At 61.5% G+C, this 22,646-nt stretch carries 26 protein-coding genes; 12 read left to right on the top strand and 14 right to left on the bottom strand.

Going from position 1 to position 22,646, the window contains the following annotated elements; all coding sequences use genetic code 11:
- Nucleotides 1-430: 430 nt before the first annotated feature.
- Nucleotides 431-1,105, top strand: coding sequence for a GNAT family N-acetyltransferase (locus tag HBJ59_RS21550; RefSeq protein WP_003215223.1), 675 nt, complete (start codon nucleotides 431-433; stop codon nucleotides 1,103-1,105).
- On the opposite strand, the gene HBJ59_RS21545 is transcribed toward HBJ59_RS21550, so the two are convergent.
- Nucleotides 1,102-1,704, bottom strand: a complete 603-nt coding sequence (locus HBJ59_RS21545; RefSeq protein ID WP_167664691.1) for a TetR/AcrR family transcriptional regulator — start codon at nucleotides 1,702-1,704, stop codon at nucleotides 1,102-1,104. The genes HBJ59_RS21550 and HBJ59_RS21545 overlap by 4 nt on opposite strands.
- Before the next feature lie 90 nt (nucleotides 1,705-1,794).
- Here HBJ59_RS21545 and HBJ59_RS21540 point away from each other — a divergent pair, with 90 nt between their 5' ends.
- Complete coding sequence (locus HBJ59_RS21540; RefSeq protein ID WP_076013642.1) at nucleotides 1,795-2,400, top strand: NAD(P)H-dependent oxidoreductase; 606 nt, start codon at nucleotides 1,795-1,797, stop codon at nucleotides 2,398-2,400.
- Here the strand turns inward: HBJ59_RS21540 and HBJ59_RS21535 are convergent.
- Nucleotides 2,397-3,254, bottom strand: coding sequence for a LysR substrate-binding domain-containing protein (locus HBJ59_RS21535; RefSeq protein ID WP_167664690.1), 858 nt, complete (start codon nucleotides 3,252-3,254; stop codon nucleotides 2,397-2,399). The genes HBJ59_RS21540 and HBJ59_RS21535 overlap by 4 nt on opposite strands.
- 107 nt (nucleotides 3,255-3,361) lie before the next feature.
- Here HBJ59_RS21535 and HBJ59_RS21530 point away from each other — a divergent pair, with 107 nt between their 5' ends.
- A complete protein-coding gene (locus tag HBJ59_RS21530) occupies nucleotides 3,362-3,640 on the top strand; it encodes a carboxymuconolactone decarboxylase family protein (protein WP_008436391.1) in 279 nt (92 codons plus the stop codon).
- Nucleotides 3,641-3,645: 5 nt separating this feature from the next.
- Nucleotides 3,646-4,020, top strand: coding sequence for a tautomerase family protein (locus HBJ59_RS21525; RefSeq protein ID WP_167664689.1), 375 nt, complete (start codon nucleotides 3,646-3,648; stop codon nucleotides 4,018-4,020).
- A 1-nt stretch (nucleotide 4,021) separates the two neighbouring features.
- On the opposite strand, the gene HBJ59_RS21520 is transcribed toward HBJ59_RS21525, so the two are convergent.
- The 5 genes from HBJ59_RS21520 to HBJ59_RS21500 all read right to left on the bottom strand — a co-directional run bounded on the left by HBJ59_RS21520 (nucleotide 4,022) and on the right by HBJ59_RS21500 (nucleotide 7,981).
- Nucleotides 4,022-4,411, bottom strand: coding sequence for a hypothetical protein (locus HBJ59_RS21520; RefSeq protein WP_167664688.1), 390 nt, complete (start codon nucleotides 4,409-4,411; stop codon nucleotides 4,022-4,024).
- Between the two features lie 32 nt (nucleotides 4,412-4,443).
- Nucleotides 4,444-5,700: a 3-phosphoshikimate 1-carboxyvinyltransferase gene (aroA, locus tag HBJ59_RS21515; protein ID WP_167664687.1), complete on the bottom strand. Its 1,257-nt coding sequence runs from the start codon at nucleotides 5,698-5,700 to the stop codon at nucleotides 4,444-4,446.
- A gap of 84 nt (nucleotides 5,701-5,784) precedes the next feature.
- On the bottom strand, nucleotides 5,785-6,243 hold the full coding sequence (locus HBJ59_RS21510) for a nuclear transport factor 2 family protein (protein WP_167664686.1): 459 nt from the start codon (nucleotides 6,241-6,243) through the stop codon (nucleotides 5,785-5,787).
- On the bottom strand, nucleotides 6,240-7,085 hold the full coding sequence (locus HBJ59_RS21505; RefSeq protein ID WP_167664685.1) for an SDR family NAD(P)-dependent oxidoreductase: 846 nt from the start codon (nucleotides 7,083-7,085) through the stop codon (nucleotides 6,240-6,242). Before HBJ59_RS21505 ends, HBJ59_RS21510 begins: the two co-directional genes overlap by 4 nt.
- Nucleotides 7,082-7,981 carry an NAD-dependent epimerase/dehydratase family protein gene (locus tag HBJ59_RS21500; protein WP_167664684.1) on the bottom strand — a complete coding sequence of 300 codons (900 nt, stop codon included), beginning with the start codon at nucleotides 7,979-7,981 and terminating at the stop codon, nucleotides 7,082-7,084. Before HBJ59_RS21500 ends, HBJ59_RS21505 begins: the two co-directional genes overlap by 4 nt.
- A gap of 114 nt (nucleotides 7,982-8,095) precedes the next feature.
- Between HBJ59_RS21500 and HBJ59_RS21495 the strand changes: the two genes are divergently transcribed.
- The 3 genes from HBJ59_RS21495 to HBJ59_RS21485 all read left to right on the top strand — a co-directional run bounded on the left by HBJ59_RS21495 (nucleotide 8,096) and on the right by HBJ59_RS21485 (nucleotide 10,305).
- Nucleotides 8,096-8,995, top strand: a complete 900-nt coding sequence (locus HBJ59_RS21495; RefSeq protein ID WP_076013635.1) for a LysR family transcriptional regulator — start codon at nucleotides 8,096-8,098, stop codon at nucleotides 8,993-8,995.
- Between the two features lie 114 nt (nucleotides 8,996-9,109).
- Nucleotides 9,110-9,463, top strand: a complete 354-nt coding sequence (locus tag HBJ59_RS21490; RefSeq protein ID WP_167664683.1) for a DUF1428 domain-containing protein — start codon at nucleotides 9,110-9,112, stop codon at nucleotides 9,461-9,463.
- Nucleotides 9,464-9,675: 212 nt separating this feature from the next.
- A complete protein-coding gene (locus HBJ59_RS21485) occupies nucleotides 9,676-10,305 on the top strand; it encodes a lytic polysaccharide monooxygenase auxiliary activity family 9 protein (RefSeq protein WP_167664682.1) in 630 nt (209 codons plus the stop codon).
- A 148-nt stretch (nucleotides 10,306-10,453) separates the two neighbouring features.
- On the opposite strand, the gene HBJ59_RS21480 is transcribed toward HBJ59_RS21485, so the two are convergent.
- The 5 genes from HBJ59_RS21480 to HBJ59_RS21460 form a co-directional block, all read right to left on the bottom strand.
- Nucleotides 10,454-11,008 carry a UPF0149 family protein gene (locus tag HBJ59_RS21480; protein ID WP_167664681.1) on the bottom strand — a complete coding sequence of 185 codons (555 nt, stop codon included), beginning with the start codon at nucleotides 11,006-11,008 and terminating at the stop codon, nucleotides 10,454-10,456.
- Between the two features lie 87 nt (nucleotides 11,009-11,095).
- Complete coding sequence (locus tag HBJ59_RS21475; RefSeq protein ID WP_167664680.1) at nucleotides 11,096-12,349, bottom strand: chloride channel protein; 1,254 nt, start codon at nucleotides 12,347-12,349, stop codon at nucleotides 11,096-11,098.
- 114 nt (nucleotides 12,350-12,463) lie between these two features.
- On the bottom strand, nucleotides 12,464-13,147 hold the full coding sequence (locus tag HBJ59_RS21470; protein WP_167664679.1) for an anti-sigma factor domain-containing protein: 684 nt from the start codon (nucleotides 13,145-13,147) through the stop codon (nucleotides 12,464-12,466).
- The gene (locus HBJ59_RS21465) at nucleotides 13,144-13,671 is read right to left on the bottom strand and encodes a sigma-70 family RNA polymerase sigma factor (RefSeq protein WP_076013629.1); all 528 of its coding nucleotides are present in this window, start codon (nucleotides 13,669-13,671) and stop codon (nucleotides 13,144-13,146) included. The genes HBJ59_RS21470 and HBJ59_RS21465 overlap by 4 nt, the downstream gene beginning before the upstream one ends.
- 71 nt (nucleotides 13,672-13,742) lie before the next feature.
- Complete coding sequence (locus HBJ59_RS21460) at nucleotides 13,743-14,264, bottom strand: DUF3455 domain-containing protein (protein WP_076013628.1); 522 nt, start codon at nucleotides 14,262-14,264, stop codon at nucleotides 13,743-13,745.
- A 137-nt stretch (nucleotides 14,265-14,401) separates the two neighbouring features.
- Here HBJ59_RS21460 and HBJ59_RS21455 point away from each other — a divergent pair, with 137 nt between their 5' ends.
- Complete coding sequence (locus HBJ59_RS21455; RefSeq protein WP_167664678.1) at nucleotides 14,402-15,181, top strand: class I SAM-dependent methyltransferase; 780 nt, start codon at nucleotides 14,402-14,404, stop codon at nucleotides 15,179-15,181.
- Between the two features lie 82 nt (nucleotides 15,182-15,263).
- Complete coding sequence (locus HBJ59_RS21450) at nucleotides 15,264-16,049, top strand: sulfite exporter TauE/SafE family protein (RefSeq protein WP_076013626.1); 786 nt, start codon at nucleotides 15,264-15,266, stop codon at nucleotides 16,047-16,049.
- On the opposite strand, the gene HBJ59_RS21445 is transcribed toward HBJ59_RS21450, so the two are convergent.
- Complete coding sequence (locus HBJ59_RS21445) at nucleotides 16,046-17,281, bottom strand: acyl-CoA dehydrogenase family protein (RefSeq protein WP_167664677.1); 1,236 nt, start codon at nucleotides 17,279-17,281, stop codon at nucleotides 16,046-16,048. The two genes, HBJ59_RS21450 and HBJ59_RS21445, sit on opposite strands and share 4 nt — an antisense overlap.
- A 263-nt stretch (nucleotides 17,282-17,544) precedes the next feature.
- Between HBJ59_RS21445 and sfnG the strand changes: the two genes are divergently transcribed.
- A complete protein-coding gene (sfnG, locus tag HBJ59_RS21440; protein WP_017475582.1) occupies nucleotides 17,545-18,636 on the top strand; it encodes a dimethylsulfone monooxygenase SfnG in 1,092 nt (363 codons plus the stop codon).
- Here sfnG and HBJ59_RS21435 read toward each other — a convergent pair.
- A complete protein-coding gene (locus HBJ59_RS21435) occupies nucleotides 18,620-19,720 on the bottom strand; it encodes a GNAT family N-acetyltransferase/peptidase C39 family protein (RefSeq protein ID WP_167664676.1) in 1,101 nt (366 codons plus the stop codon). The two genes, sfnG and HBJ59_RS21435, sit on opposite strands and share 17 nt — an antisense overlap.
- A 94-nt stretch (nucleotides 19,721-19,814) precedes the next feature.
- Here HBJ59_RS21435 and HBJ59_RS21430 point away from each other — a divergent pair, with 94 nt between their 5' ends.
- Both HBJ59_RS21430 and HBJ59_RS21425 read left to right on the top strand, forming a co-directional pair.
- Nucleotides 19,815-21,401 (top strand): RimK family protein, encoded by a 1,587-nt coding sequence (locus tag HBJ59_RS21430; RefSeq protein WP_218585931.1) that lies wholly within the window; start codon nucleotides 19,815-19,817, stop codon nucleotides 21,399-21,401.
- 6 nt (nucleotides 21,402-21,407) lie between these two features.
- On the top strand, nucleotides 21,408-22,349 hold the full coding sequence (locus tag HBJ59_RS21425) for a magnesium transporter CorA family protein (protein ID WP_167664674.1): 942 nt from the start codon (nucleotides 21,408-21,410) through the stop codon (nucleotides 22,347-22,349).
- Nucleotides 22,350-22,646: the final 297 nt, after the last annotated feature.

Genomic DNA, 22,646 nt, shown 5'->3' with positions numbered 1-22,646 from the left:
GTCGTTACGATTTTACCTTGTCAAGACAGCTGTTACGCGGAACCGGCCGTGTAGGCCCAGGAAAAGGCTTACACCAATCAGTGCCAATGCCACGCCGAACGTGGCTTGCATCCCACTTCCCGCGTCGGCGGGAGTGGCCGTGGCGAGGTCACCTGAAACGTGCGCAAAGACGTGACAGGGCGGCGACCTGGCCCATCGCTTTGGAAAGCACCAACCCCCCTGTGGCGAGGGAGCTTGCTCCCGCTGGGCTGCGAAGCGGCCCCAAAACCTGCATCCTGTTTCCCGCTGAAAGAACGCGGTGCGCTTAATGGGGCTGCTACGCAGCCCAGCGGGAGCAAGCTCCCTCGCCACAATGGGTGCTTCCGGGTCCACGGCGGCCCTTGAGCAGGTACAATCCGCCGGGCCTTAAAATGAAACACCAGGAATTCAAATGTTCAGCCTTACCCATTATGAAACCCCATGCCCCGAGCCTATCAACGCGCAGATCCTGCAGATGGTGGTCGACTACCTGACGGACATCAGCATGGTCGCCATCCCGCCGAGCAACCTGCTGTACAACGTCTACCAGTACGCGATCGGCTACGAAGTGCACCTGTACCTCGAAGCGCTGGGTGGCTCCAAGGGCATTGCGGTTGAATTGATCGTCGCGCTGGACGCGCAGGAGCAGGTGATCGGCTTCCTGCTGTACCTGCCGGTGAAGGATGATCCAGAAGCCTGCGGCGTTGCCTATATGGCGGTGCACGCCAGCCATCGGCGTAAAGGCGTGGCGCGGGCGATGATGCAGGACATGCTCGCTCGCTACCCCCATGCCGAACTGACCTGCGCGGTGGAGAAGGTGCCGGCGTTCGAGTCCATGGGCTTTCAACTGCGCGGCGTGCGCGGTACACAGGTGCTGATGAACACCCGCGACTACAGCACTGACGGTCTGATGGGTTTGCTGGATGTGGCGTCGATCTACAGCTCGCTGGAGGTGCGGCAGATCCACACCTACCTGCTGCAAAAGCACGGCAAGCGGGCGATGGTCGATGCCGAAAAACAGCGTGATCGTCACTTCGACCAGATGACCCACAAGGCCCGGATGTTTGTGCACGCAAGGCTGGGTTAACGTACGCCTCGACTCACCATCGACTTGATGCTCGCAAACAGTTCCTCCTGTGCCTCCAGCGCGCTGATTTCCTCGCTCGCTGCGGCATGGGACAAGGCTTCCGCCGCGCCCAACATTCCCCTCAAACCGGCCTGGGTTATCGCGCCGTCCACGGCAAAGGGGGCGAGGGCATCGCGGCACTTGCCGAGGAAAATCACGTCGTACTCACGCTTGATGCTCTCCAGTTCCGGGCTGCCGGCCAACGCCGCGATCACCCCCGGAATTTCACGTCCCTGCAGCAACACACAGTCGACATAGCACGAGGCGATCACCCAGGCGCGGTCGTCCAGGGTGGGTTCGCTGGCCTCGATCGCGGCGGCAAACACCTGGTTCTGACGGGCGTCGAAATCTTCATACAGCGCGGCCAACAGCCCCGCGCGATCGCCGAAATGGTCATACACCACCGGCTTTGTAACGCCGGCCAACTCAGCCAGATGCCCCAGGGTCAGGGCATCGGTGCCTTCTTCTCGCACCAGTTGCCAGGCCACGTCGAGCAACTGACGCAACCGGTCATCCCGGGACAGGCGACGGCGAGGGGCAGGGGATTGATCGCTTGACATGCTTATATACCAAAAGTAACTTACCAACGGTAACTTAGCTCAAGCCTACTCAATTTGCCTTCTCATCGCTACCCCGAAGGAGTCACTGCCATGCACGCGCTGATCGTTGTTGCTCATCACGACTCACACTCCCTGACCCACAGCCTTGCCAAACAGGCCGCCGCCGGCATAACCGCCGCCGGCCACACCTTTGAAATTGCCGACCTCGCCGCCGAAGGTTTTGACCCGCGCTACAGCGCCGCCGACCATAAAGTGCACCGCACCCGCGCCACGCCGCCGGCCGACGTAATGGCCGAACAGGCCCGACTCGACCGCGCCGACGCCTTGGTGCTGGTGTTCCCGATCTTCTGGTGGTCGATGCCGGCCTTGCTCAAGGGCTGGATCGACAGGGTATTCGTCAACGGTTGGGCGATCGACTACAGCCTTGAGACGAAGGTGGTGAAAAAGCTCGGCCATTTGCAGGTTCACTTGCTGGGCGTCGGCGGGGCGGACGAAGGTGTGTTTGAACGCCACGGCTATGCCAACGCCATGCGTACGCAAATCGACCACGGGATCTTTGATTACTGCGGAGCGAAAGTGCTGACATCCGAGCTGCTACTGGACTCGGAAAGCGGCGCTGCCGAACAGCACTTGGAAACGGTGGCGAAGTTGGGGCGACAACTGTTCGTCACCCTGGAACCCTGCGAAACCGCCTAAACCAGGCTGCTCTGTATGAGCGCTGCCAGCTGTGCTACCGCAGGGCCTGGCGCTGGATGGCTGCAATGCAATTCATAGCCAAGGGACGGCACCGGCGGCAGGCCGTCGAGCACCCGCAGGTGCGCGGGCAAACCGATGCGGGTGCGCAAGGTCACGCCCAACCCGGCATCGACCGCCGCCCAGATCCCACCCACGCTGGGGCTGGTCAATGCAATACGCCAGGCAATGCCGGCGCGGTCCAGGGCTTCAGTGGCCGCGCTGCGCAATACGCAGGGCGCCTCGAACATCACCAGGGGCAGCGGCGCATCTTCGGCACGCGGTAGTTGGGGTTTGTCCCGGGGCCCGATCCAATGCATGGGTGTTTGCCCCAGGCGGGTGCGGCAGGACGATGTTTGACCGGTTTCCCAGGTCAGCGCCAGGTCCAGGCTCGCGCTGTTGATCAGGGTCAGCAACTCGGCATTGCGGCCAATCCGCACTTCAAGGCTGATCATCGGATACAGCCTGGCGAAGCGCCGCAAGATGTCACTGAGCACATGCTCGCCAAAATCCTCCTGCAAGCCGAGGCGCAAGGTGCCGGCGGTTTGGGTTTCGTTAAGGCTGCTGAAGACAGTGTCATTGAGGTCCAGCAACCGCCTGGCGTGGCCGAGCAGCGCTTCACCCACCGGCGTCAACACCAGCCCGCGCCCGGATTTGCTCAGCACCGGCGTGCCGACCTGTTCTTCGAGTTTCTTTAATTGCGCGCTGACGGCTGAGGTCGAACGGCCCAGGCGGTCCGCCGCTTTGGCAAAACTGTTCAGCTCGACGCCGGTGACGAAGGTGCGCAGTACATCAAGGTCGAAGATGGGGCGGCGCATTGAATGGTCCATTAAAACGGGATGGTGGATGCCATTAAATCTGATATTCGGAATGATCCTGGCTTGCTAGTTTTTGCCCGTCAACTGAATTGTCGGAGCGAGCGTCCATGAGCAACAAATTTACCGAGCTGACCCGCGACGTGCTGTTCGCCGATATCTGGGAGCGCGAGGGCCTGTCGCCCAGGGAGCGCAGCCTGATCACCGTGGCGGCGCTGGTGGCGATGTACCGCCTGGAGCAACTACCGTTTCACTTGCAGCGGGCGGTTGGCAATGGCTTGAGCGTAGAGGAACTGGGTGAAGTCATCACTCACCTGGCGTTTTACTCCGGCTGGCCCACTGCGGCGTCGGCGCTGAACCTGTTGGCAGCCATCCATCCTGCGGAGTAACCACCATGCCTTACGCCCGAATCTCACTGCACCGCGGGAAATCACCTGAGTATCTGCAAGCGCTTTCACAGGGATTGCATGATGCCCTGGTTGAAAGCTTCAAGATTCCTGACGCGGATCGCTTCCACGTGATCCACCAGCACGAAATGGGCGAGATGATCATCGACCCCAACTACCTGGGCGGCCCGCGCGGCCATGACTATGTACTGATCGCGATCACTGGCGGAAAGCCTCGTGATACCGAGACCAAACGGCGGTTTTACCAGGTGTTGGTGGAGCGGCTGGAGGTCGCGATTGGGCTGAGCCCTGAGGATGTGATGGTGGTGATTACGACGACCGCGGCGGATGAGTGGTCGTTTGCGGGGGGCAGAGGGAACTGACTCAACCCTCGCGAAACAAGTCATGAGCATCCAGCAACCGATACGCAATCTCCGGCCGTTTCTCCATGCCCTTGCGAATTGCCGCCGGAATCGACTGCCGGGTCTTGCGACACAACCCCGGCAAGTCATCGATAACGATCTGAATCCCGCGCATCGTCTTCACTTCCGTATGACCCGGCGCGACATGCACGCGAATGCCCAATTGCAGGTACATCAGCTGTTGCATGCGTTCCAGGTCGGGCAGGCTTTGCAGGTTTTCGAGGCGTTCGAGCAGGCGTTTTTCTTCCTGGCGGGTCAGGTTCAGGATGCGTGCATCGGCGCCGGGAAGGTCGAGCAGTTGCTCACGATTGCAGTCGCAGGCGCCGGGTGGGCAGGGTTGGCGAATCGTCATGCAGTCTCCCTCCCGTTACCGGCGCCGGCGGCTTACCAGGTCAGATGGACCCCAAGGCTTTCCAGCTCTTTCCAGTACTCAGGATAGGTCTTGCCGACGCAGTCCGGGTCTTGAATCCTGATGCCTGAAACCTTCAGGCCCGCCAAGGCAAAGCACATCGCGATGCGGTGGTCGGCGTGGGTGTCGATCAGCGCGTTGCACGTAGTGCCCGCCAGGGCCGGATCGCTGGCCACCAGCAAGTCATCACCTTCAATGGTCGCCAGCCCCGGACGGATTTCATTCAGGCCGTCATGCAGTGCCTGCACCCGATCACATTCCTTGACCCGCAGGTTGGCCAGTTCCGTGAAACGTACCGGCGTGTTGTTGAACGCGGCCAGTACGGCGAGGGTCGGGATTGCGTCCTGCATCTGCGAGCCGATGACCACCGGCTGCATCTGCGGGAACTGCGCGATCACTGCCTGGGCCTTGGCATCGGGCTGGGTGAAGTCCTGCGGGGCGACACCGAGGTCGATGCGGCCACCGGTCAATACTTCGGCAGCCCACAAATAGGTGGCGGCGGAAGCATCAGGCTCGATCAGGTAGTCGTGGGCGGTGTAGCCGGTCGGGGCCACGCGCCAGGTGCTTTCATCAACGATGTCTACCTGGGCACCAAAGGCGCGCATGCAGTCCAGGGTCAGGTCGACATAGCCACGGGCGCCAATGTCCTTGCCGGTCAACGCCACTTCAATCGGCGCTTCGCCGCACGCCGCCAGCATCAACAGCGCCGACACGTACTGGCTCGACAGGCCGCCGTCGATCTCGAAACGTTTGGCTTGCACGCGGCCAGTGCCATGGACGGTCACGGGTGGGCAACCGGTAGGGCTGTCGACCTGGATGCCATTCTGGCCGAGGGTCGCCAGCAGCGGGCCGATCGGGCGTTTTTGCATGTAGGCGTCGCCGTCCAGCACCACGGTGCCTTGTACGGTGGCCACGGCGGCAGTGAGGAAGCGCATCGCCGTGCCGGCGTTGCCGAGGAACAGTGGTTGCGCCGGCAACTGCAGCTTGCCCAGGCTGGTGACGACGAATGTGGTGTCGTCCGGTTCATCGATCACCACGCCCATCTGCCGCAGGGCCACCGACATGTGGCGGGTGTCATCGCTTTTCAACGCGCCGCTCAAGCGGCTGGTGCCCTTGGCCAGGGCCGCCAGCAGCAAGGCACGGTTGGTAATGGATTTGGAGCCGGGGGGCGCTACCTTGCCGTTCAATGGAAAGTTGGGCGGTGTAACGGTCACGGTTTTCTGCGAACTCAAGGTACAAGGCTCCTGCTTCAAGGCGGGTGGCGTTTGGCGGACACGAATAATCGGCCAAACACGCTACCGTTGTCGAGGGTGGATCTACGCCTCCAGCCCTGCCACCGGCTTCCAGCCGGCGAGTGGCGTCAGGAAATGCAGCTCAAAGCGCCGCTCGCTGAACGCCCAACGCCCTTGCCGGCGTTCGAAACGGTCGTGATAAAGACCGCTGATTTGCACCTGCCCCATCTCGTTATGGGCGCACAGGCAATCCACCGCAACCCTCGCGCCGGCGGTATCGCCGCTGATGTCGATCAGCGGGTTAGCCATCCAGTGGTGCATATGCGGCATGGCTGCCCAATTGAGGTGGGCTGAAGCAATGATCGCTGCGACGCCGTCATGGCAGCCGAACGCGGCACCGAGGTCCAGCCGTGCGTCGTCGTGCCAGATGCTGCGCAGCAGCGTTTCGTCGCGGGAGTCGAAGGCGTGGGCGTACTCACTGATCAGGCGCTCGAGGGCGAAGCGGATTTCCAGGTGTTCCACGCGGCTAATTAGGTCGGTCATGACAGGAGCCTTTTCTGAGGAAAATCGGTGGAGAGGGACAGCGAGCGCCAGCGTTCAAGATCGGCGTGGACCTGGCCCAGTTTTGCCTCGACAACGCTGACTGCATCGCTGCCAGCGACGAAGCGCAAGGGCGGCGCTGCCAGGGCCGCCAATTGCACAACCGCCAGGCCTAGCCGGTCCGGGTCACCGATTTGCCGGTGATTACGAGCCTCGAAGACCGCCAGCGTGCGCGCACGAAATTCGGCGTAATCCTCAAGTGCCCGTGTGCCGAGCTTGAGCATTCGGCTGTCGAGAAAGTCAGTACGAAACGCCCCGGGCTCCAACAGCGTCAGGCGGATGCCGAACTCGGCGACTTCCTCGGCCAGGGCCTCGGAAAACCCTTCAATCGCAAACTTCGACGCCGAATACATCGAGGCCCCTCGCACGCCCTTGAAGCCGCCATTGGACGACATCATCACCAGGTGGCCGCTGCGCTGGCGGCGCATCACCGGCAGCACCGCGCGGGTGACGTTGAAGGTGCCGAACACGTTGGTGGCGAACTGGCGCTCGATGGCCTCGGGTTCGACTTCCTCGAAAGGCCCGAACTGTCCGTAGCCGGCGTTATTGACCAGCACATCGATGCGTCCGAATCGTGCGATGGCTGCGGCCACCACCGTTTGGGCCTGTTGCTCATCGCGGATGTCCAGGGCGGCGGTCATCACTTGGTCGCCGCTGTAGGTTTGATCCAGGCGGGCCAGGTCAAGGTCGGTGGCCACCACCTGGTCGCCGTGGTCCAGCGCCGCGCGGGCGATGCCGGCACCCAGGCCGCCAGCGCTGCCGGTAATCATCCAGACCCGGCTCATAGCGGCATCTCGCTGCTGATCCAGTCGAGGATCGAGCTATGACGCGGCGCCCAACCCAGCTCGGCACGCGCACGCTTGGCCTTGACCCGGCTATTGGTGCCGAAGGTGTAATGCACGTGAATCGGGTCCCAATGTCGCTCGGCTTCTTCGGCCGGCCATGACTGCACCGCGCCGAGGTTCATGCGCTCGGCCAGTGCGGCGGCCATATCGATAAACGACGCTTCACCGTTCTCCAGAAAATAAAACGCGCCGGCCGGGGCTTTTTCCACGGCCAACAGGAACAGTTGCGCAACGTCATCAATGTGCACGTTGGACCAGCGATTGACCCCGCGCCCAACGATACGCATCACTCCGGTTTCCCGGGCGCGGGCCATCAGGAATGGCAGCTGGAAGCTGTGATCGGTCAGGCCATGGCCCACGCCATAGATATTGCTCGGGCAGATCACCACGCTGCGAATGCCCAGGTTGGCGGCGGCCATCATGCGCAGGTCGATGTCGTAGCGGGCCTGCTTGGGGGGCTCGATGATGAAGGGCGTGTCTTCGTCGAAGATGTGTTCGGACAAGGTATTACCCAGCGCGTCATCGCCGATGATGCTGGAGCCGCTGGTGTGGATCAGCAATTTGCCGGAACCCCGCAGCGCCTCGATAAACGCGTCGACGGCGCCGGCGTGGTCGCTGTTGGCGGCATCGAAAACGGCATCGGCCTGTCGAGCTTCGTCGATCAGTAATTGGCGGTCATCCAGGCTGCCGATCACTGGAGTGATGCCCTTGGCTTGCAGGCGTTCGGCTTTCTGCGGGTCCCGCAGCAGGCCGCGCACGCTGTGCCCTTGGGCAATCAAGTGATGGGCGACGCTGCCGCCGACGAAACCATTGGCACCGGTAAGGAAAATCTTCATGGGTAAAAGCCTGTGGCTGGGGAACGAGCCACCACCATAGGCTTGAACAATTAGCGGAAAAACAGGCTTCAGTTCTGTTTAGAATGGACTCCAGAGTCCTTAATGGGTAAGCGTATGGAAAGCCTGAATGCCATCGGCGTATTTGTTGCGGCGGCGGAAGCCCGCAGCTTTGTCGGCGCGGGCAGGGCGCTGGGCATCTCGGCGTCGGCGGTGAGCAAGAGCATTGCCCGGCTGGAGGCAAAGTTTGGTGTGCGGCTGTTCCATCGCAGCACCCGCAGCATCACCCTCACGGCCCAGGGCACGCAGTTTGTCGAGCGCTGCCGGCGGGTACTCGCGGAACTGGAAGTGGCGGGTGAAGAACTGTCGCAAACCCTTACCGCGCCCCAGGGACCGCTGCGGGTTGGCCTGCCGATGATTGCCCGGCCGTTCCTGGGGATGTTCGGTGAGTTCCAGGCGTTGTACCCGCAGATCCAGCTGGACCTGGATTTCAACGATCGCTTGGCGGACGTGATCGCCGAAGGTTTCGATGCAGTGATCCGCAGCGGGGCGCCGAAGGATTCGGGGTTGTCGGCACGCCCACTGGGCACTTATCGAATGTTGGTCGTTGGCTCCCCGGATTATCTGGCTCGGAACGGAACGCCGCGTTGCCCGGAAGACCTGCACGCACATCGCTGCATCCATTTCCGCTTTCCTGCCTCCGGCAAACTCCAGGCCTGGCAGATGCGCCGTGACGAGCGCGCGCTTGAACTTGAGCTGCCGCGCTCGATGATCTGCAATTCGGTGGAAGGGCGCATGGAGCTCGCCGTGCAAGGCCAGGGCCTGACTTATGCAGCGGACTTCGTGGTGCGCGACGCGTTGGCAGACGGGCGTCTGGTGGAGGTGCTCGGGGATTACACCTGGGAGGGTGGCCAATTCAACCTGCTGTGGCCGTCGGGGCGACAGGTGCCGCCCAAGCTGCGGGTGTTTATCGAGTTTATTGTTGCGAACATGCCGTTGGTGCGTGGAGCGCCTTAGCCCGGCATCGCACTGGTTAAACCACCACTGGTCGACATTTCCCATGTTGATGTCGATTAAGCGCCTGATGGATCGACTACAAGCACAACAACCCGTCGAATCAGGAGAGTGATCATGTCTTACGTAGATGGCTGTGTGATCGCGGTGCCCACCGCAAAACGCGAACAATTCATCCAGCATGCCAAGGCCGCCGCCGTGGTGTTCAAGGAGCATGGCGCGCTGAATATCGTTGAATGCTGGGGCGATGATGTGCCCCAAGGGCAGGTGACCTCGTTCCCGATGGCGGTCAAGCTCAAGGACGATGAGACCGTGGTGTTTTCCTGGATCGTGTGGCCGTCACGCCAGGTGCGTGATGCCGGGATGAGTAAGGTGATGGAAGACCCGCGCCTGAAGGCGGACGTCAATCCGATGCCGTTTGATGGGCAGCGGATGATCTATGGCGGGTTTGAGATGATCCTCAACACTTGAGGCCAGGTGTTAACGGACGGCAGCTGTAGTCCGATCGCCTGATGCAGGGTAGGACCGACGACACCTGCGGTGCAAGACCAGTACGAAAACTCCGCAAAACAAGGACATGACGCGATTTGTCTGACAGAACCGTCGGGTAGACAACCCGGCGGGGTGGGCTAAGTTCAAGGCGCTTCCCATGACGGGAGGTCTTCAATCAAGGAGTGACTGAAATGAACAAACCCCAGACTCAACTCAAGCATGGTCGCGTCGTGACCCCGGCCAGCCGTGGCGCGGTAGCGGTAGAACGCGGGCTGCTGGAAGGCTGGCAAGTCAACGAAATGGAAGGCGGCAAGAACTTCCCGGCCCTCAACGCAGGCCCGTTTCCGGCACCTTACGAAACCGACGATCAAAGTGTCACGCCACCCGCTGACGGGCACATCCTCAGCGGCGGCAAAACCGACGCCCGCGACTGCGTCAACTTCACCGACGAAGAAATGGGTAAAAAGCTCAACACCCCGTTTAACTGGCCGTTACTGAATGTTGAAGCCGGCCAGGTGTTCAAGGTGCAGTGGGCTTACACCGCCGCGCACGTAACCCGAGGCTATCGCTGGTTGATCACCAAGGACGGTTGGGACCCCAAGCAGCGCATCAGCCGCGCTCAACTGGAGGCCAAGCCTTTCTTTGAGGACTTCTACACCCAGGTGCCGTATTACCAGCACTCGGCAGAATTGAAGGCCAAGGTTGAACATCAAGTGACATTGCCCAAGGGCAAGAAGGGCCGGCATGTGCTGGTGTTGATGTGGATCGTGGCCAATACCGGCAATGCGTTCTATCAGGCGTTTGACGTCGATTTCAACTAGCGGCAACTGAACCTGGAGGAACAACATAATGTGGCGAGGGAGCTTGCTCCCGCTGGGCTGCGGAGCAGCCCCAAAAAATCAGGGGCGCTTCGCACCCCAGCGGGAGCAAGCTCCCTCGCCACAGGTGTTGCGTTCAGCACAAGATCAATCAGCGTTGGGCCAACCAGTAGTCGTGCAACGCGCGGGCGGCCGGTTCGATAGCGGCTACTCGTTGCTGATGGGCATCAACATCCAGGTCTGCCGGCAGTTCGAAGTTGTCCTGCTCGGCGCACCAGGAAATCTTCTCCAGTTGCCCGGCCTGTTCGGCGGGCAGCTCTGGCCAGTTGCCAATGGCGGCGCCACGGATATAGCCAAAGCACCATTCTTCCGCCAGGGTCAGTGGCTGGTCCTGATGCTCGGTTTCTTCGAAACGCGCTTTAAAGCCTTGGGCATCGGTCGCCAGTTGCGTGGCGATGGCGTTCATATGCCGCACGCACAGTTCAAGGAACTGCCCGGCTTCTTCCGGGCTTTCCCAATCCGGGTTCTGCCCACCAAAGATCCCCGGGAACCATTCGGCAACGTCCACTTGGGCAGGGCTTGAAACCAGTGCGGTGAAGTAGCCGTCAAGCTCGGCCAGGTTCAGCACCGAATGGTCGTCGCCGTACTTGAGCAGGGTTTCGTCGATGAACTCGAAATCGGCGGGGGCGAGGGGTTGGTCGTGCATGGGCATATCCTTTGTGCGTAGAACGCCGCTGATGGGGCGGCTTAAAGCGCGGAGGATGGCGCGTGTCGGGGTTTTAATCCAGCTTCTTCAACGCTTTTCCCACATGACGCACAGCTTGCTCATGCACATCGAACCCGCCACCGCGAGGATGATCGGCACCAGGAAGTCATGGTCGATGCGGGTGAATTCCGCCACCAGTACAATCGCCGTCAACGGCATGCTCATGCTCGATGCCAGGAACGCCGCCGCACCGATGATCGCGAACGCCCCCAGGGGCACGCCGGGCCACAGCAGGTTCCAGGCGCCACCGAGGATGATCGCGAGCAACGCGCCGTTGGCCAGCGCCGGGGTCAACAGGCCACCTTCGGCACCGGCGCGCAGGCTGCTGGCGGTGATCAGCACCTTGACCACCAGCAGCACGGCGGCCAGGGCGATGGTCAGCTCGTTGTCGAAGCCCAACTGCGCCGGGCCCTTGCCGTTGCCGAGGATTTGCGGCAGGAAAATCGCCAGGCCGCCAATGATGGTGAAGTTGATCAGCGACAGCACCGGCAGCCGCCAGCCCCGGGCGGCGTTGCTGCGGGCTGCGCCGGTCAGGCGGGTGAATCCGTAGGCGGCGAGGCCAAACACCGGGCCGCAGATCAATGCCCAAGCGATCAGACCCGGGCTGAGCACAAAGTGCGGCACCACGTATTGCGCCTCAGCCCCCAGGCCGATCCAGGCCACTGACGCGCCGATGGCCGAGGTGACCAACGCGATCACCGCCGCCGGCCAACTGAACACGCCCACCAACACTTCGAGCACAAACACCGCGCCCCCCAGCGGCACGTTGTACACCGCCGCCAATCCGGCACCCGCGCCGCAGGCAACAATCAACCGATGCATGTCCGGCGCCAGCCGCGCCCGCTGTGATAACCAGGTGGCGGCCAGTGCGCCGACTTCCCGTGGCGCCACTTCACGGCCCAAGGGCGAGCCGAGGGCCACAGTGACGATTTGCAGCACGGCGTGGGCGAGGGTGGTCTTGGGCGGCATGATCGGCGCGTCGGCCGAGACCGCTTGCTTGATGCTCACCAAGGGGCGGCCATAACGGTAGATCAACCACCAACCCACGCCGGCTATCAGGCCGCAGGTGATCAGCACCAACACCCGGCGTTCGGGGGCGGCGGCGGTGACGCCGAGCAAAAAGGTTTCATGGCTGATCAGGCTGTCGAGGCTGTAGCCGTAGGCCAGGTGCTGAATGCCGTGCAACAGCAAGGCGAGGAGCATGCCGCCCAGGCCGGCGCCGATGCCGGTAAAGATGACGACAAGGGCAAGAGTCAGCAGCGAACGGGTTTTTGAGGGCATGAAGGGTCCAGGGAGCCGGGTTTTCGAGCCCGATTCTATAGCGCAATGGTGACGCCATAGCCCCGAGATGTAATGCAACTGCGCGAACTGGCCTTCCACAACATTGCATTACGTTCAGATTACTTTAACGGCCCGGCCAATTGCCTGAATCGGACCTGTCGGCTTGCCGGTTTTCGATCCGCCCGGATTTTCCAGGGTCAGCTCAAACAGCTGGTTCGGCGCCAGTGGCGGGAGTTTGTCCAGCGGCACCGACAACGTCTGCCCGGGCTTGACCAAGCCCAGCGACACGGGGCCTTGCCAGTCTTCGCCCTTGGTCCAGAACTGCAAGGTCTTGCCCGCCGGCACTTCCATGACGCCCAGTGGAATCAGCTGGATTTCCTGAGTGTTACTCGCCTGGATCACCCAGCCCGGCGCCTGGTTTTGCGGGGCTACCAGCACCACCACATAAGCGGTCGGGTTGATGGCAGCCGTGCGGGTCAGTAGCAGCGTCGCCAACACCAGGCTTGCCGCGATGCCGGCACCGGCCAGCCCGCGCCACAGGGCCAGCCGGTTCCACCACCAGACGGGCGAATCGTGAGTGGCTGAATGCCCCAGGCTGCGCTCGATGCGTCGCCATAAGTACACCGACGGCGTTGCGGGCGCGGCCTGCTCCGTCAATGGCAGCAGGCGCTGCTCCCAGGCCTGCACCGCTGCGCGCAACGCGGTGTCGGTTGCCAGGCGTTGTTCCACCTCGGCACGCTGCTCGGCGGGCAAGGTGCCGAGCACATATTCGCTGGCCAGTTCATCGATGCTGTTCATGCCATGCACTCACGCAATGCCGCGAGGCTGCGTTTGATCCACGCTTTCACGGTGCCCAATGGGGTGCCGAGTTTGTGCGCGATTTCGCTGTGGGAATAACCGTCTACATACGCATGCAGGATGCAGTTGCGGCGGGCCGGGTCGAGTTGTTCGAGGCAACTGTAGATCCGCCCCGAGCGCGCCTGATAGTCGAAGGTGTCGGTGTGCTCTGCGCTTTCATGCTCTTCGCTGAGGGGCACTTCGCGTCCATTGCTGCGCACGGCATTCAGCGCCAGGTGCCGGGTCACGCTGTACACCCAGCCGCGGGCCGAGCCCTTGTGCGGGTCAAAGCTGGCGGCGCCCTTCCAGATCTTGATAAAGGCGTCATGCACGATGTCTTCGGCGACCGTCTTGTCGCGCACGATGCGCAATGCGACTCCCAGCAGCCGGCTGCTTTCCTGTTGGTACAGTCGGCGCAAGGCCGGTTGTTCGCCACCGGCGCAGGCCAGCAGGCAGGCTTCATAATCAAAATCGGCTTCAGGCAAAGACAGGGCTTCCTGGTGGATGCCCCGGCGGTAAGCCCGGGGCGCTTTCGCAGCAGCGTAGACGAGTTTGGTTAATTGGCCGCCCAGAAGATGTAGTCAGCCTGGTACTTCACCACTGCCTGCTTGCCCTTGTTGGCCGCGGTGCATTCGGTGCTCGGAGCCACGCCACCCTTGAGGGCGACCCGCTGAATGTAGGCGACGCCACTCATCGCGCCCTTGCCTTCGGCGGGGTTGGCCTTGACCAGTTGATAGGGCAGGTTGCCGGGGCTGGACGGCGCCACCGCCAACTGGGTGCCGGTGACTTTCGAACCGTCCTTGGCCTGCCAGGTGGCCGGCGGGCCGAAGTAGCTGCCGACCTGCTGGCCATTGCGGTCATTGAGCACGGCCTTGGGCCCGACGAAAAACCATTCGGTCTGGCCGGCAGCGTTGGCCTTGTCGCGGCACTCGTAAGTGATTTCGCCGACCCCGGTGGTTTCCATTGCCACCTTGTGACCGTCCGGCACTTTGATGCTGTCGGGTAAACCGGTCTGGGCAAAGGCGGTCGGTGCAGCGGCAAGCAGGCAGGTCACACAGAACAGGGCTTTGGCGTTCATCGGTGTCTCTCCGTAGGGGCAGCAAGGCGCTGCTACCTGTACTACCCACGACACGCGAAAACGGATGCAGCGATTAGAAAATAAATCGCCAAGGGCGCACACTGTGGCCCCCCGCACTACCAGAGGAGAGATTGGCAATGACCGGTGTTCACACGTCTGCTCAACAGGGTTTCTCTACTCAGGCCGTCACGTACGCCCAAGGCCGGCCTGACTATCCACGGCAACTCACGGGTTGGCTGACCGATGCCCTGCAAATCAATCCCCAGTCCACGGTCATCGACCTGGGGGCCGGCACTGGCAAGTTCACCCGCTTGCTCAGCACCGTGGCGCCAACGTTGATTGCGGTCGAGCCGGTGGAGGCGATGGGCGCGCAGTTGAAGAAACTGCTGCCGGATGTGCGCCTGCTGTCGGGCACCGCCGAAGCCATCCCCCTTGAAGCGGCCACCGCCGATGCGCTGGTGTGCGCCCAGGCATTCCACTGGTTCTCCACGGAAGCGGCCCTGGCGGAAATTCACCGGGTGCTCAAGCCGGACGGCCGCCTTGGGTTGATCTGGAATGTGCGGGATGAGTCGGTGGACTGGGTTGCGGCGATCACCGAGATCATCACGCCCTACGAGGGTGACACCCCGCGTTTTCACACCGGGCGATGGCGTGAGGCGTTCACCGGTGAATATTTCTCCGCCCCCGAAATGACCTGCTTCCCCTACAGCCATGTGGGCAGCCCCCAGGAAGTGATCATGGATCGCTTCCTCTCCGTGAGCTTTATTGCAGCGCTACCGCCGGCGGAAAAAGCACGGGTCACCGAGCAGTTGCAGGCGCTGATCAATACGCATCCGGCGTTGCGCGGTCGTGAGACGGTCGCCTTCCCGTATCAGACCCAGGCCTACCGCAGCCAGCGACTGGCCAGAAAGGCATAAAGTCAGAACGTTTTGATATAAGTGGTTATAAGAAAAATCGCTATGCTGCGGCCAGAATTTTATAAGGCCGCAGGTAGTTGTAATGGATGTAGGTAATTTTGGTTTCTCGATTGCTGGCCTGATTGTTGGATTTATCGTGGGTATGACCGGTGTCGGCGGTGGTTCGTTGATGACGCCGATCCTGCTCTGGTTCGGCATCAACCCGGCCACCGCCGTGGGCACCGACCTGTTGTATGCCGCCATCACCAAGTCGGGTGGTGTGCTGGTCCACAGCAAGAATCGCAACATCGACTGGACCATCACCGGCTGGTTGACCCTGGGCAGCGTACCTGCGGTATTGCTGACCTTGTGGTTCCTCAAGAGCCTGGACACTGATCCGGCGGCCTTGAACGCGGTCATCAAGCAATCCCTGGGCGTGGTGTTGCTGCTGACGGCCACGGCGATCCTGTTCAAGAACAAGCTGTTGGCCTTCGCCCAGCGGCATGCCGGCGACGACTACAAGATGGCGCCGCGCAACCTCAATGCGCTGACCATCGTTACCGGCGCGATCCTCGGCACCATGGTTGCCCTGACCTCCATCGGCGCCGGCGCCCTGGGCACCGTGGCGCTGTTTATCCTGTACCCGTTCCTGGCTACCAAGCGCCTGGTGGGCACTGAAATCGCCCACGCCGTGCCGCTGACCCTGGTCGCAGGCCTCGGCCACGCGAGCATGGGCAACATGGACTGGACCCTGCTGGGCTTCCTGTTGCTGGGCTCGCTGCCGGGGATTTATGTCGGCAGCCACATGGCCGGCAAGGTCCCGGACGGGATATTGCGTCCTTGCCTGGCGTTCATGCTGGTGATGATTGGCTTCAAGCTGGCGCTTTAACGCGCTGGCCCATTGCCGATCTGCCATACAAACGGCGGCTCGGTGCCATTGATCACCCAGTCGCCGACAATCCGCGCCTTGTAGATCACCGGGTTGTGGGACGACACCGTCCGTGCGTTGCGCCAATGCCGATCGAGGGCTTTGCCCTGGCGCACATCCGAAGCCCCCAGCGCGTTGAACAGTTCAGTGGTGGCGCGCTGGATCAGTTCCGAGACCACCACCTGCGCCGTGGCTGACTCAATCTCGGCCGCCACGTTGGCTTCGCGCTCGACGGCATCGTCCCCACCAAACCGCGCCACATAAGCCCGCTGCGCCGGAACCGCGGCCTTCAGCGCGCTGGCTTCGGCCGCATACACCAGTGCTGCGACTTCGCCCACCACCTGCTGTATCTGCGAGTCCTGGCTCACATGGGCTGCATTGCCGTGGCTGTAGATCCGCTTGCGGCTGCGCACCTGATGCGCCACATCCTTGAGGGCCGCGCGGCCGATACCGGCCAGGGTGGCGAGCAGTACCAACTGGTAGAACGCAGTCTGGTATTTAAAGCGGGTAGCAAAGTCGATGACGTTTTCTGCCTCCACCACCGCATCGGTAAAACGCGAGGTACCGCTGCCGGTGGTGCGTTGGCCAAAGCCGTCCCAGTCATCGCTTTGCACCACGCCGGGCTGGCGGGTGCGGGTGGCGGCAATCACGTCGCCGCCGGTGTCGCTGCGTTGGGCGTAGACATCGATCCAGTCGGAAAACAGGCTGCCGGTGCTGTAGAACTTCTCACCGTTGAGTTTCCATTTATCGCCGTCGGGGCTGACTTGAGTGACGACATCGCCGATGGCCACGCTGCCGATTTCGGTCCAGGCGCAGCCGACGATGTCACCGTCGACAAAGCGTTTGAACCAGATGTCCCGCGCTGCGCCAGGTGCGGCGTTCAGGCGGTCTTCGGCAAACGCGAAATGCCCACGCAGGGCCTGGGGCACGTTGGAGTCGGCTTCGGCGAGCTCGATCAGCAGTTCAAACAGCTGGGGCAGGGAAGCGCCGCCACCGCCGTATTCCACCGGAACGCGCACAGCGCCAAAGCCGGCTTGCTTGAGCCATTGGATCGGCTCGTAGGGCAGGGCGCGGGTGTGTTCGCGTTCTACGGCACCCTCGGCGATGCGCTGGAAAATCGGGCGGAAGCGTTCGGCCAGGGCGTGATAATCGACGCCGGTGGACAGTGGATTGATCACGTGGTGTTCGGTCATGGGGACGGTTCCTGGGCAGTTGGACAATGGAGCTATTGCACGGTCCATGCCGGGTGCCAACGACCGTGTTTGCGGGCGCGGGGCGGATTCAACTGTTGCTGCGGCAACAGCAAAACGACAAACCACTGCAATCCATGACACCTTCCCGCAGGTTGCTTTTCGCCCATTTCCGCGCGCCAGGCCACTTGGGCCGGGCTTCTCACGGTCACTGGCACAGTTGCTGCTCCCTACGCTGTACATGCCAATCCGCGAGGTACAGTCCGATGAGTCAGCAAGCCGTTAAATTTGCCTACTGGGTGCCCAACGTCAGTGGGGGGCTGGTGGTCAGCAAGATCGAACAGCGCACCCACTGGGGCATCGACTACAACCGTAAGCTGGCGCAGTTGGCCGAAGAAGCCGGCTTCGAATACGCCCTGACGCAGATTCGCTTCACCGCCGGTTATGGCGCTGAATACCAGCATGAGTCCGTCGCGTTCAGCCACGCGTTGCTGGCGGCCACCACCAAGCTCAAGGTAATCGCGGCAATCCTGCCCGGCCCTTGGCAACCGGCGCTGGCGGCCAAGCAGCTGGCAACCATCGACCAACTCACCAACGGCCGCGTCGCCGTGAATATCGTCAGCGGCTGGTTCAAGGGTGAGTTCCAGGCCATCGGCGAACACTGGCTGGAGCACGACGAGCGTTATCGCCGCTCCGAGGAATTCATTCGCGCCCTGAAAGGCATCTGGACCCAGGACAACTTCACCTTCCGCGGTGATTTCTACCGCTTCGACAACTACAGCCTCAAGCCCAAGCCACTGGGCGAACCGCATCCGGAAATCTTCCAGGGCGGCAGTTCACGAGCGGCGCGGGACATGGCCGCGCGGGTATCGGACTGGTACTTCACCAACGGCAACACCCCGGAAGGCATCAAGGCCCAGGTGGACGATATTCGTGCCAAGGCCGCTGCCAACCACCATTCGGTGAAAGTCGGGGTCAACGCGTTTGTGATCGCCCGCGACACCGAGGAAGAAGCCCGCGCCGTGCTCGCGCAAATCATCGAGCAGGCCGACCCGGAAGCCGTCAATGCGTTTGGCGACGCGGCGAAGCAGGCGGGCAAGGCATCGCCGGAAGGCGAGGGCAACTGGGCCAAGTCGACCTTTGAGGATCTGGTGCAATACAACGACGGCTTCAAGACCAACCTGATCGGCACCCCGCAACAGATCGCCGAGCGCATCGTCGCCTTGAAAGCGGTCGGCGTGGACCTGGTGCTGGCGGGCTTCCTGCATTTCCAGGAAGAAGTCGAGTACTTCGGCCAGCGCGTGTTGCCGCTGGTGCGCGAGCTGGAAGCCAAGGCCGGGATCAAGCAAGTCGCCTGAACACCACCACCGCCGCACGCAATTTGTTGTTGCCGAACCGGCACATTCGCTCGAACTCTCCGTGGCTGACCGGCAGGTGCTGGCAGTCCATGGGTTGGCGGTGCTGGCTGTGGTCGACGTCCGGGTCATGCAGGTAGACGAAGTCTTCGTCGCAGTCGGTGACGATCACCCAATGGGGCGATTTGGAGCGGGTCAGCCGGTAGCTGCTGATCAACACCAGCGGCTGCCCGCCGTCGCGCAGCACCTGGGGTAGATCCAGCGGGCCGCCGAGTACTCGCTCAACGTCACTCAAGGCCAACTCTTCCTCGAAGGCGTCATGCACCAAGCGCATGACGTCTTTTTTATGCGCATCACGCACTCCGTCGAGAAACAACGGCCCGCTGACGTTGACCTGCATGCGTACCCGAAAGCCCCGGCGCCAGGCGGCAAGTGCCAGGCCTTGGGGGCTGCAACCGCCATGGCCGGCGGTCATGAACACGGTGGTTGCTTCGCGCCAGATTTGCAGTTCTTCCCGGCGCTGGGCCACACGCGCAGGTTCCAGGGCACCCATGGCCATCAGCAAACTGGCGGCGCCACAGGTGAAGTCGGTGGTCTGTTGGTAATAGGGCACGCTCAAGGCTCGCGCGTCCTGGTGCTGGAGGATGCGTTTCTCCAGGCGCAGTGCCGGGGCGTGGTCTTCGTAGTAGTCGTTGATCAGGGCAAAGCGCCGGTAGCCGTTGCGCTCGTACAGGGCGATGGCGCCGGGGTTGTCGGTGCGCACTTCCAGGCGCAGGTAGGCGCAGTCATGTTCTACGGCGCAGGCTTCGATGCGCGTCAGCAGTTGCTTGCCCAGTCCCAGGCCCCGGGAGGTCTCGGCGATGGCGATGGAATACAGGCGCGCCAAGGAGGTGCCCCGGTGGAACAGCACCAAGGCGTAGCCCAGCAAATCGTCATCTTTTTCTGCCACCAGCAGTTGCCCGTGGGCGCGGCTGACCATCCACTGGAAGCTGCGGGTGGAGAGCCGGTCCGTGGTGAAACAGTGCTGTTCCAATGCCACCAATGCAGGCACGTCATCGGGTGTTGCAACGCGAAAGGAAAGAGCCATGTGACCGCCGTAAAAGTTGCGTAACGAAACGGGACTTCTCTAAAAGATCGTGCTTAATAGAAAAGGTCTAGTTCTCTAAAGCGGATCAATCAATATGTCAGCGGTACAAGGTCATTGGCGTGAAGTATCCGAGCAAACAGTGGCGGCGACAATAACTTCCAACGGTTATTTTTCCAGCCCTCCCAAGAGTGCAAGTCAAGTCGTGATCATTGTCGAGCGCAAGGAAGACTGGGCGTCGTACTTTCCCAGCGAAGACATCGTCACCGCCCAGGAATACCTTGAGCAAACCCGGGAAAGCGAGACGGGCAAGCGGGTCCAGGTGATCAACCTGTGCCGCAGCTACAAGTACCTGGGGCACGGTTACTACTGCTCGCTGCTGGCCGAGGCGCGGGGCCACAAGGTGATTCCGTCGGTGCGCACCATCAGCGAGTTGACCAAAAAATCACTGTATGGCCTGGCCCTGGATGACCTGGATAAAACCCTCGACAAAGCCTTGAGTCACCATCTCTACAGCAACACCGAAGGCTTCACCCTGACACTTTACTTTGGCCGAACCAATATTGAACCCTTGCAGGATTTGGCCCGTCAGTTGTTTGAAGCGTTCCCTTGTCCAATCCTGTTAGTTGAGTTTCGCAAGAATAACGGCTGGCACATCGAAGGCATCAAGTCTGGCGTATTGCACAAGTTGCGCGATGACCAGGAAGATCAGTTTGCCAACGCGCTGGACAACTTCAGCCGCAAGATTTGGCGCCAACCGCGCTCCCGACGTTTGGCCCGCTACGACCTGGCGATCCTGCATGACCCGCAGGAACAATTGCCGCCATCCAACGCCCGCGCTCTCGAGAACTTTGTACGCGTCGGCAAGGGCCTGGGCATCGATGTGGAACTGATCGAACGCAAGGACTACGCCCGCCTGGCCGAATACGACGCCTTGCTGATCCGCGAGACCACCAGCGTCGACAACCACACCTACCGCTTCGCCAAAAAGGCCGAGAGCGAAGGGCTGGTGGTGATGGACGACCCTGCGTCGATCCTGCGCTGCACCAACAAGGTCTACCTCACCGACCTGCTGAAAAGCCACCAGTTGGGCATGCCCGCCACCGAAATTCTCTACAAGGAACGACCCGAAGACTTTGAACGGGTGGGCGAGCGCCTTGGCTTCCCGCTGGTGCTGAAGATCCCCGACGGGTGTTTCTCCCGTGGCGTGATCAAGGTCGAAAGCCAGCAAGCGCTGCTGACCGCCACCGCGGAACTGTTCGAGCATTCAGTGTTGCTGCTGGCCCAGGAATTTTTCTACACCGAGTACGACTGGCGCATCGGCGTCCTCAACCGCAAACCGATCTTTGCCTGCCAGTACTTCATGTCCAAGGGCCATTGGCAGATCTACAATCACAAGGCCATCGGCCAGGATATCAATGGCGAGTGCTGCACCCTGGCGGTTCACGAAGCCCCCAAGGCCGTGGTGGAACTGGCGGTAAAAACCGCCAACCTGATCGGCGACGGCCTGTACGGCGTCGACCTCAAGCAATCCGGCGACAAGGTGGTGGTGATCGAGGTCAACGACAACCCCAACATGGACGCCGGTATCGAAGATGCCTACCTGCAAGACGACTTGTATTCCCTGGTACTGGAAGAATTCGTACGACGCCTGGAGTTGAAGCGTCAAGGCCAGGTGTGGTGACGCGCGATGATCCAGCGCTTTGAATTAACCGATGGCAAGTTGTACAACAGCCTGGGGGACGGCGGGGATGTCTTGCTGTTCAGCAATCCGGACCCCCACGAGCGCAAGTACCTGCGCGACTGCTACAAGCTTGATGAGCACGCCCTGGCCTCGGCGCTCGACCCGGACGAAGTGTCCCGCATCGAGTTCCACCCCGATAACCTGTTCCTGATCTGGAAGCGCCCGGAAAACTATTCCGGCGGCGGCAACCTGGTGTTTGAAGTGTCGTCCTGCGGCCTGCTGTTTTCCGGGGACCAACTCTTGGTGATCGCCACCGACGACAGCCAACTCTCCGGGCTGGGCTCACGCCGGCCGTTACGCACGCCACTGGATGTGTTGCTGGACCTGCTGCTCAACAACATCCACCACTACCTGGGCCACCTCAAGGTGATCAAGATGGTCGCGCGGGAGTTGCAGCAGCAGTTCAACGCATCGATGAGCAACCGCCACCTGATGCAGATGTTCAACCTCAGCGAAAGCCTGATCTATTACATCAACGCCTTGCACAGCAACGGCGCGGTGCTGACGCGCCTGCGTAACCATGGGGAAAAGGAGCATTTCAGCGCTGAGACCCTGGGCCTGATCGATGACCTGATCATCGAGAACAACCAGTGCTACAAGCAGGCAGAGATTTACTCCAACGTGTTCTCCGGGCTGATCGATGCCCGGGGCAACCTGATGAACAACAGCATGAACAACCTGCTGCGCAAGCTGACGTTGATCAACGTGGTGTTCCTGCCGCTGAACCTGATTGCGAGTGTGGGCGGGATGTCGGAATTCAGCATGATGACGGCGGGGACGCCGTGGTGGATTTCGTATCCGTTGTTTTTGGCAGCGATGGGGCTGGGGGCGGGGTTGATGGTGTTGGCGTTGAAGCGGATCGCGGGGAGTGGCGACAAGGCAGTTTGACTAAAATCTTGAATATCACTGAGGTCTAAATGTGGGAGCGGGCTTGCTCGCGAAAGCGGTGGATCAGTCGCTGTAGATGGCGACTGTCACACCGCTTTCGCGAGCAAGCCCGCTTGTATGGTTAGACTTGTAGGGGTGGTGGGACTAAAAGCCAGCATCTGACTCTAGCCAGTACAGACCGTGGGAGACTTCGCCCCACCCCTTCACCAAAGCGCCGATAAGGAATGCATCGGCCATGACCGACGATAGAAGCAAGCCAGCGCAACGGTGAAGCCCCGACAAGCCCATAAACCCTAA

Origin of the sequence: Pseudomonas sp. AN3A02 (assembly GCF_011765255.1) — a bacterium.
Classification (GTDB): Bacteria; Pseudomonadota; Gammaproteobacteria; order Pseudomonadales; family Pseudomonadaceae; genus Aquipseudomonas.
The sequence above is the reverse complement of the archived record's forward strand: the minus strand, read 5'-3'. Positions and strand labels throughout refer to the sequence as shown.

Coding starts and splice junctions, on each gene's coding strand:
- HBJ59_RS21480 (WP_167664681.1), bottom strand. CDS start 11,008: ATGCACGACCAACCCCTCGCCCCCGCCGATTTCGAGTTCATCGACGAA.
- HBJ59_RS21520 (WP_167664688.1), bottom strand. CDS start 4,411: ATGACGATTCGCCAACCCTGCCCACCCGGCGCCTGCGACTGCAATCGT.
- HBJ59_RS21425 (WP_167664674.1), top strand. CDS start 21,408: ATGATCCAGCGCTTTGAATTAACCGATGGCAAGTTGTACAACAGCCTG.
- HBJ59_RS21545 (WP_167664691.1), bottom strand. CDS start 1,704: ATGTCAAGCGATCAATCCCCTGCCCCTCGCCGTCGCCTGTCCCGGGAT.
- HBJ59_RS21430 (WP_218585931.1), top strand. CDS start 19,815: ATGTCAGCGGTACAAGGTCATTGGCGTGAAGTATCCGAGCAAACAGTG.
- HBJ59_RS21505 (WP_167664685.1), bottom strand. CDS start 7,085: ATGAGCCGGGTCTGGATGATTACCGGCAGCGCTGGCGGCCTGGGTGCC.
- HBJ59_RS21490 (WP_167664683.1), top strand. CDS start 9,110: ATGTCTTACGTAGATGGCTGTGTGATCGCGGTGCCCACCGCAAAACGC.
- HBJ59_RS21535 (WP_167664690.1), bottom strand. CDS start 3,254: ATGCGCCGCCCCATCTTCGACCTTGATGTACTGCGCACCTTCGTCACC.
- HBJ59_RS21530 (WP_008436391.1), top strand. CDS start 3,362: ATGAGCAACAAATTTACCGAGCTGACCCGCGACGTGCTGTTCGCCGAT.
- HBJ59_RS21455 (WP_167664678.1), top strand. CDS start 14,402: ATGACCGGTGTTCACACGTCTGCTCAACAGGGTTTCTCTACTCAGGCC.
- HBJ59_RS21510 (WP_167664686.1), bottom strand. CDS start 6,243: ATGACCGACCTAATTAGCCGCGTGGAACACCTGGAAATCCGCTTCGCC.
- HBJ59_RS21450 (WP_076013626.1), top strand. CDS start 15,264: ATGGATGTAGGTAATTTTGGTTTCTCGATTGCTGGCCTGATTGTTGGA.
- HBJ59_RS21540 (WP_076013642.1), top strand. CDS start 1,795: ATGCACGCGCTGATCGTTGTTGCTCATCACGACTCACACTCCCTGACC.
- HBJ59_RS21460 (WP_076013628.1), bottom strand. CDS start 14,264: ATGAACGCCAAAGCCCTGTTCTGTGTGACCTGCCTGCTTGCCGCTGCA.
- HBJ59_RS21435 (WP_167664676.1), bottom strand. CDS start 19,720: ATGGCTCTTTCCTTTCGCGTTGCAACACCCGATGACGTGCCTGCATTG.
- HBJ59_RS21495 (WP_076013635.1), top strand. CDS start 8,096: ATGGAAAGCCTGAATGCCATCGGCGTATTTGTTGCGGCGGCGGAAGCC.
- HBJ59_RS21445 (WP_167664677.1), bottom strand. CDS start 17,281: ATGACCGAACACCACGTGATCAATCCACTGTCCACCGGCGTCGATTAT.
- HBJ59_RS21470 (WP_167664679.1), bottom strand. CDS start 13,147: ATGAACAGCATCGATGAACTGGCCAGCGAATATGTGCTCGGCACCTTG.
- HBJ59_RS21500 (WP_167664684.1), bottom strand. CDS start 7,981: ATGAAGATTTTCCTTACCGGTGCCAATGGTTTCGTCGGCGGCAGCGTC.
- HBJ59_RS21525 (WP_167664689.1), top strand. CDS start 3,646: ATGCCTTACGCCCGAATCTCACTGCACCGCGGGAAATCACCTGAGTAT.
- HBJ59_RS21475 (WP_167664680.1), bottom strand. CDS start 12,349: ATGCCCTCAAAAACCCGTTCGCTGCTGACTCTTGCCCTTGTCGTCATC.
- HBJ59_RS21485 (WP_167664682.1), top strand. CDS start 9,676: ATGAACAAACCCCAGACTCAACTCAAGCATGGTCGCGTCGTGACCCCG.
- sfnG (WP_017475582.1), top strand. CDS start 17,545: ATGAGTCAGCAAGCCGTTAAATTTGCCTACTGGGTGCCCAACGTCAGT.
- HBJ59_RS21550 (WP_003215223.1), top strand. CDS start 431: ATGTTCAGCCTTACCCATTATGAAACCCCATGCCCCGAGCCTATCAAC.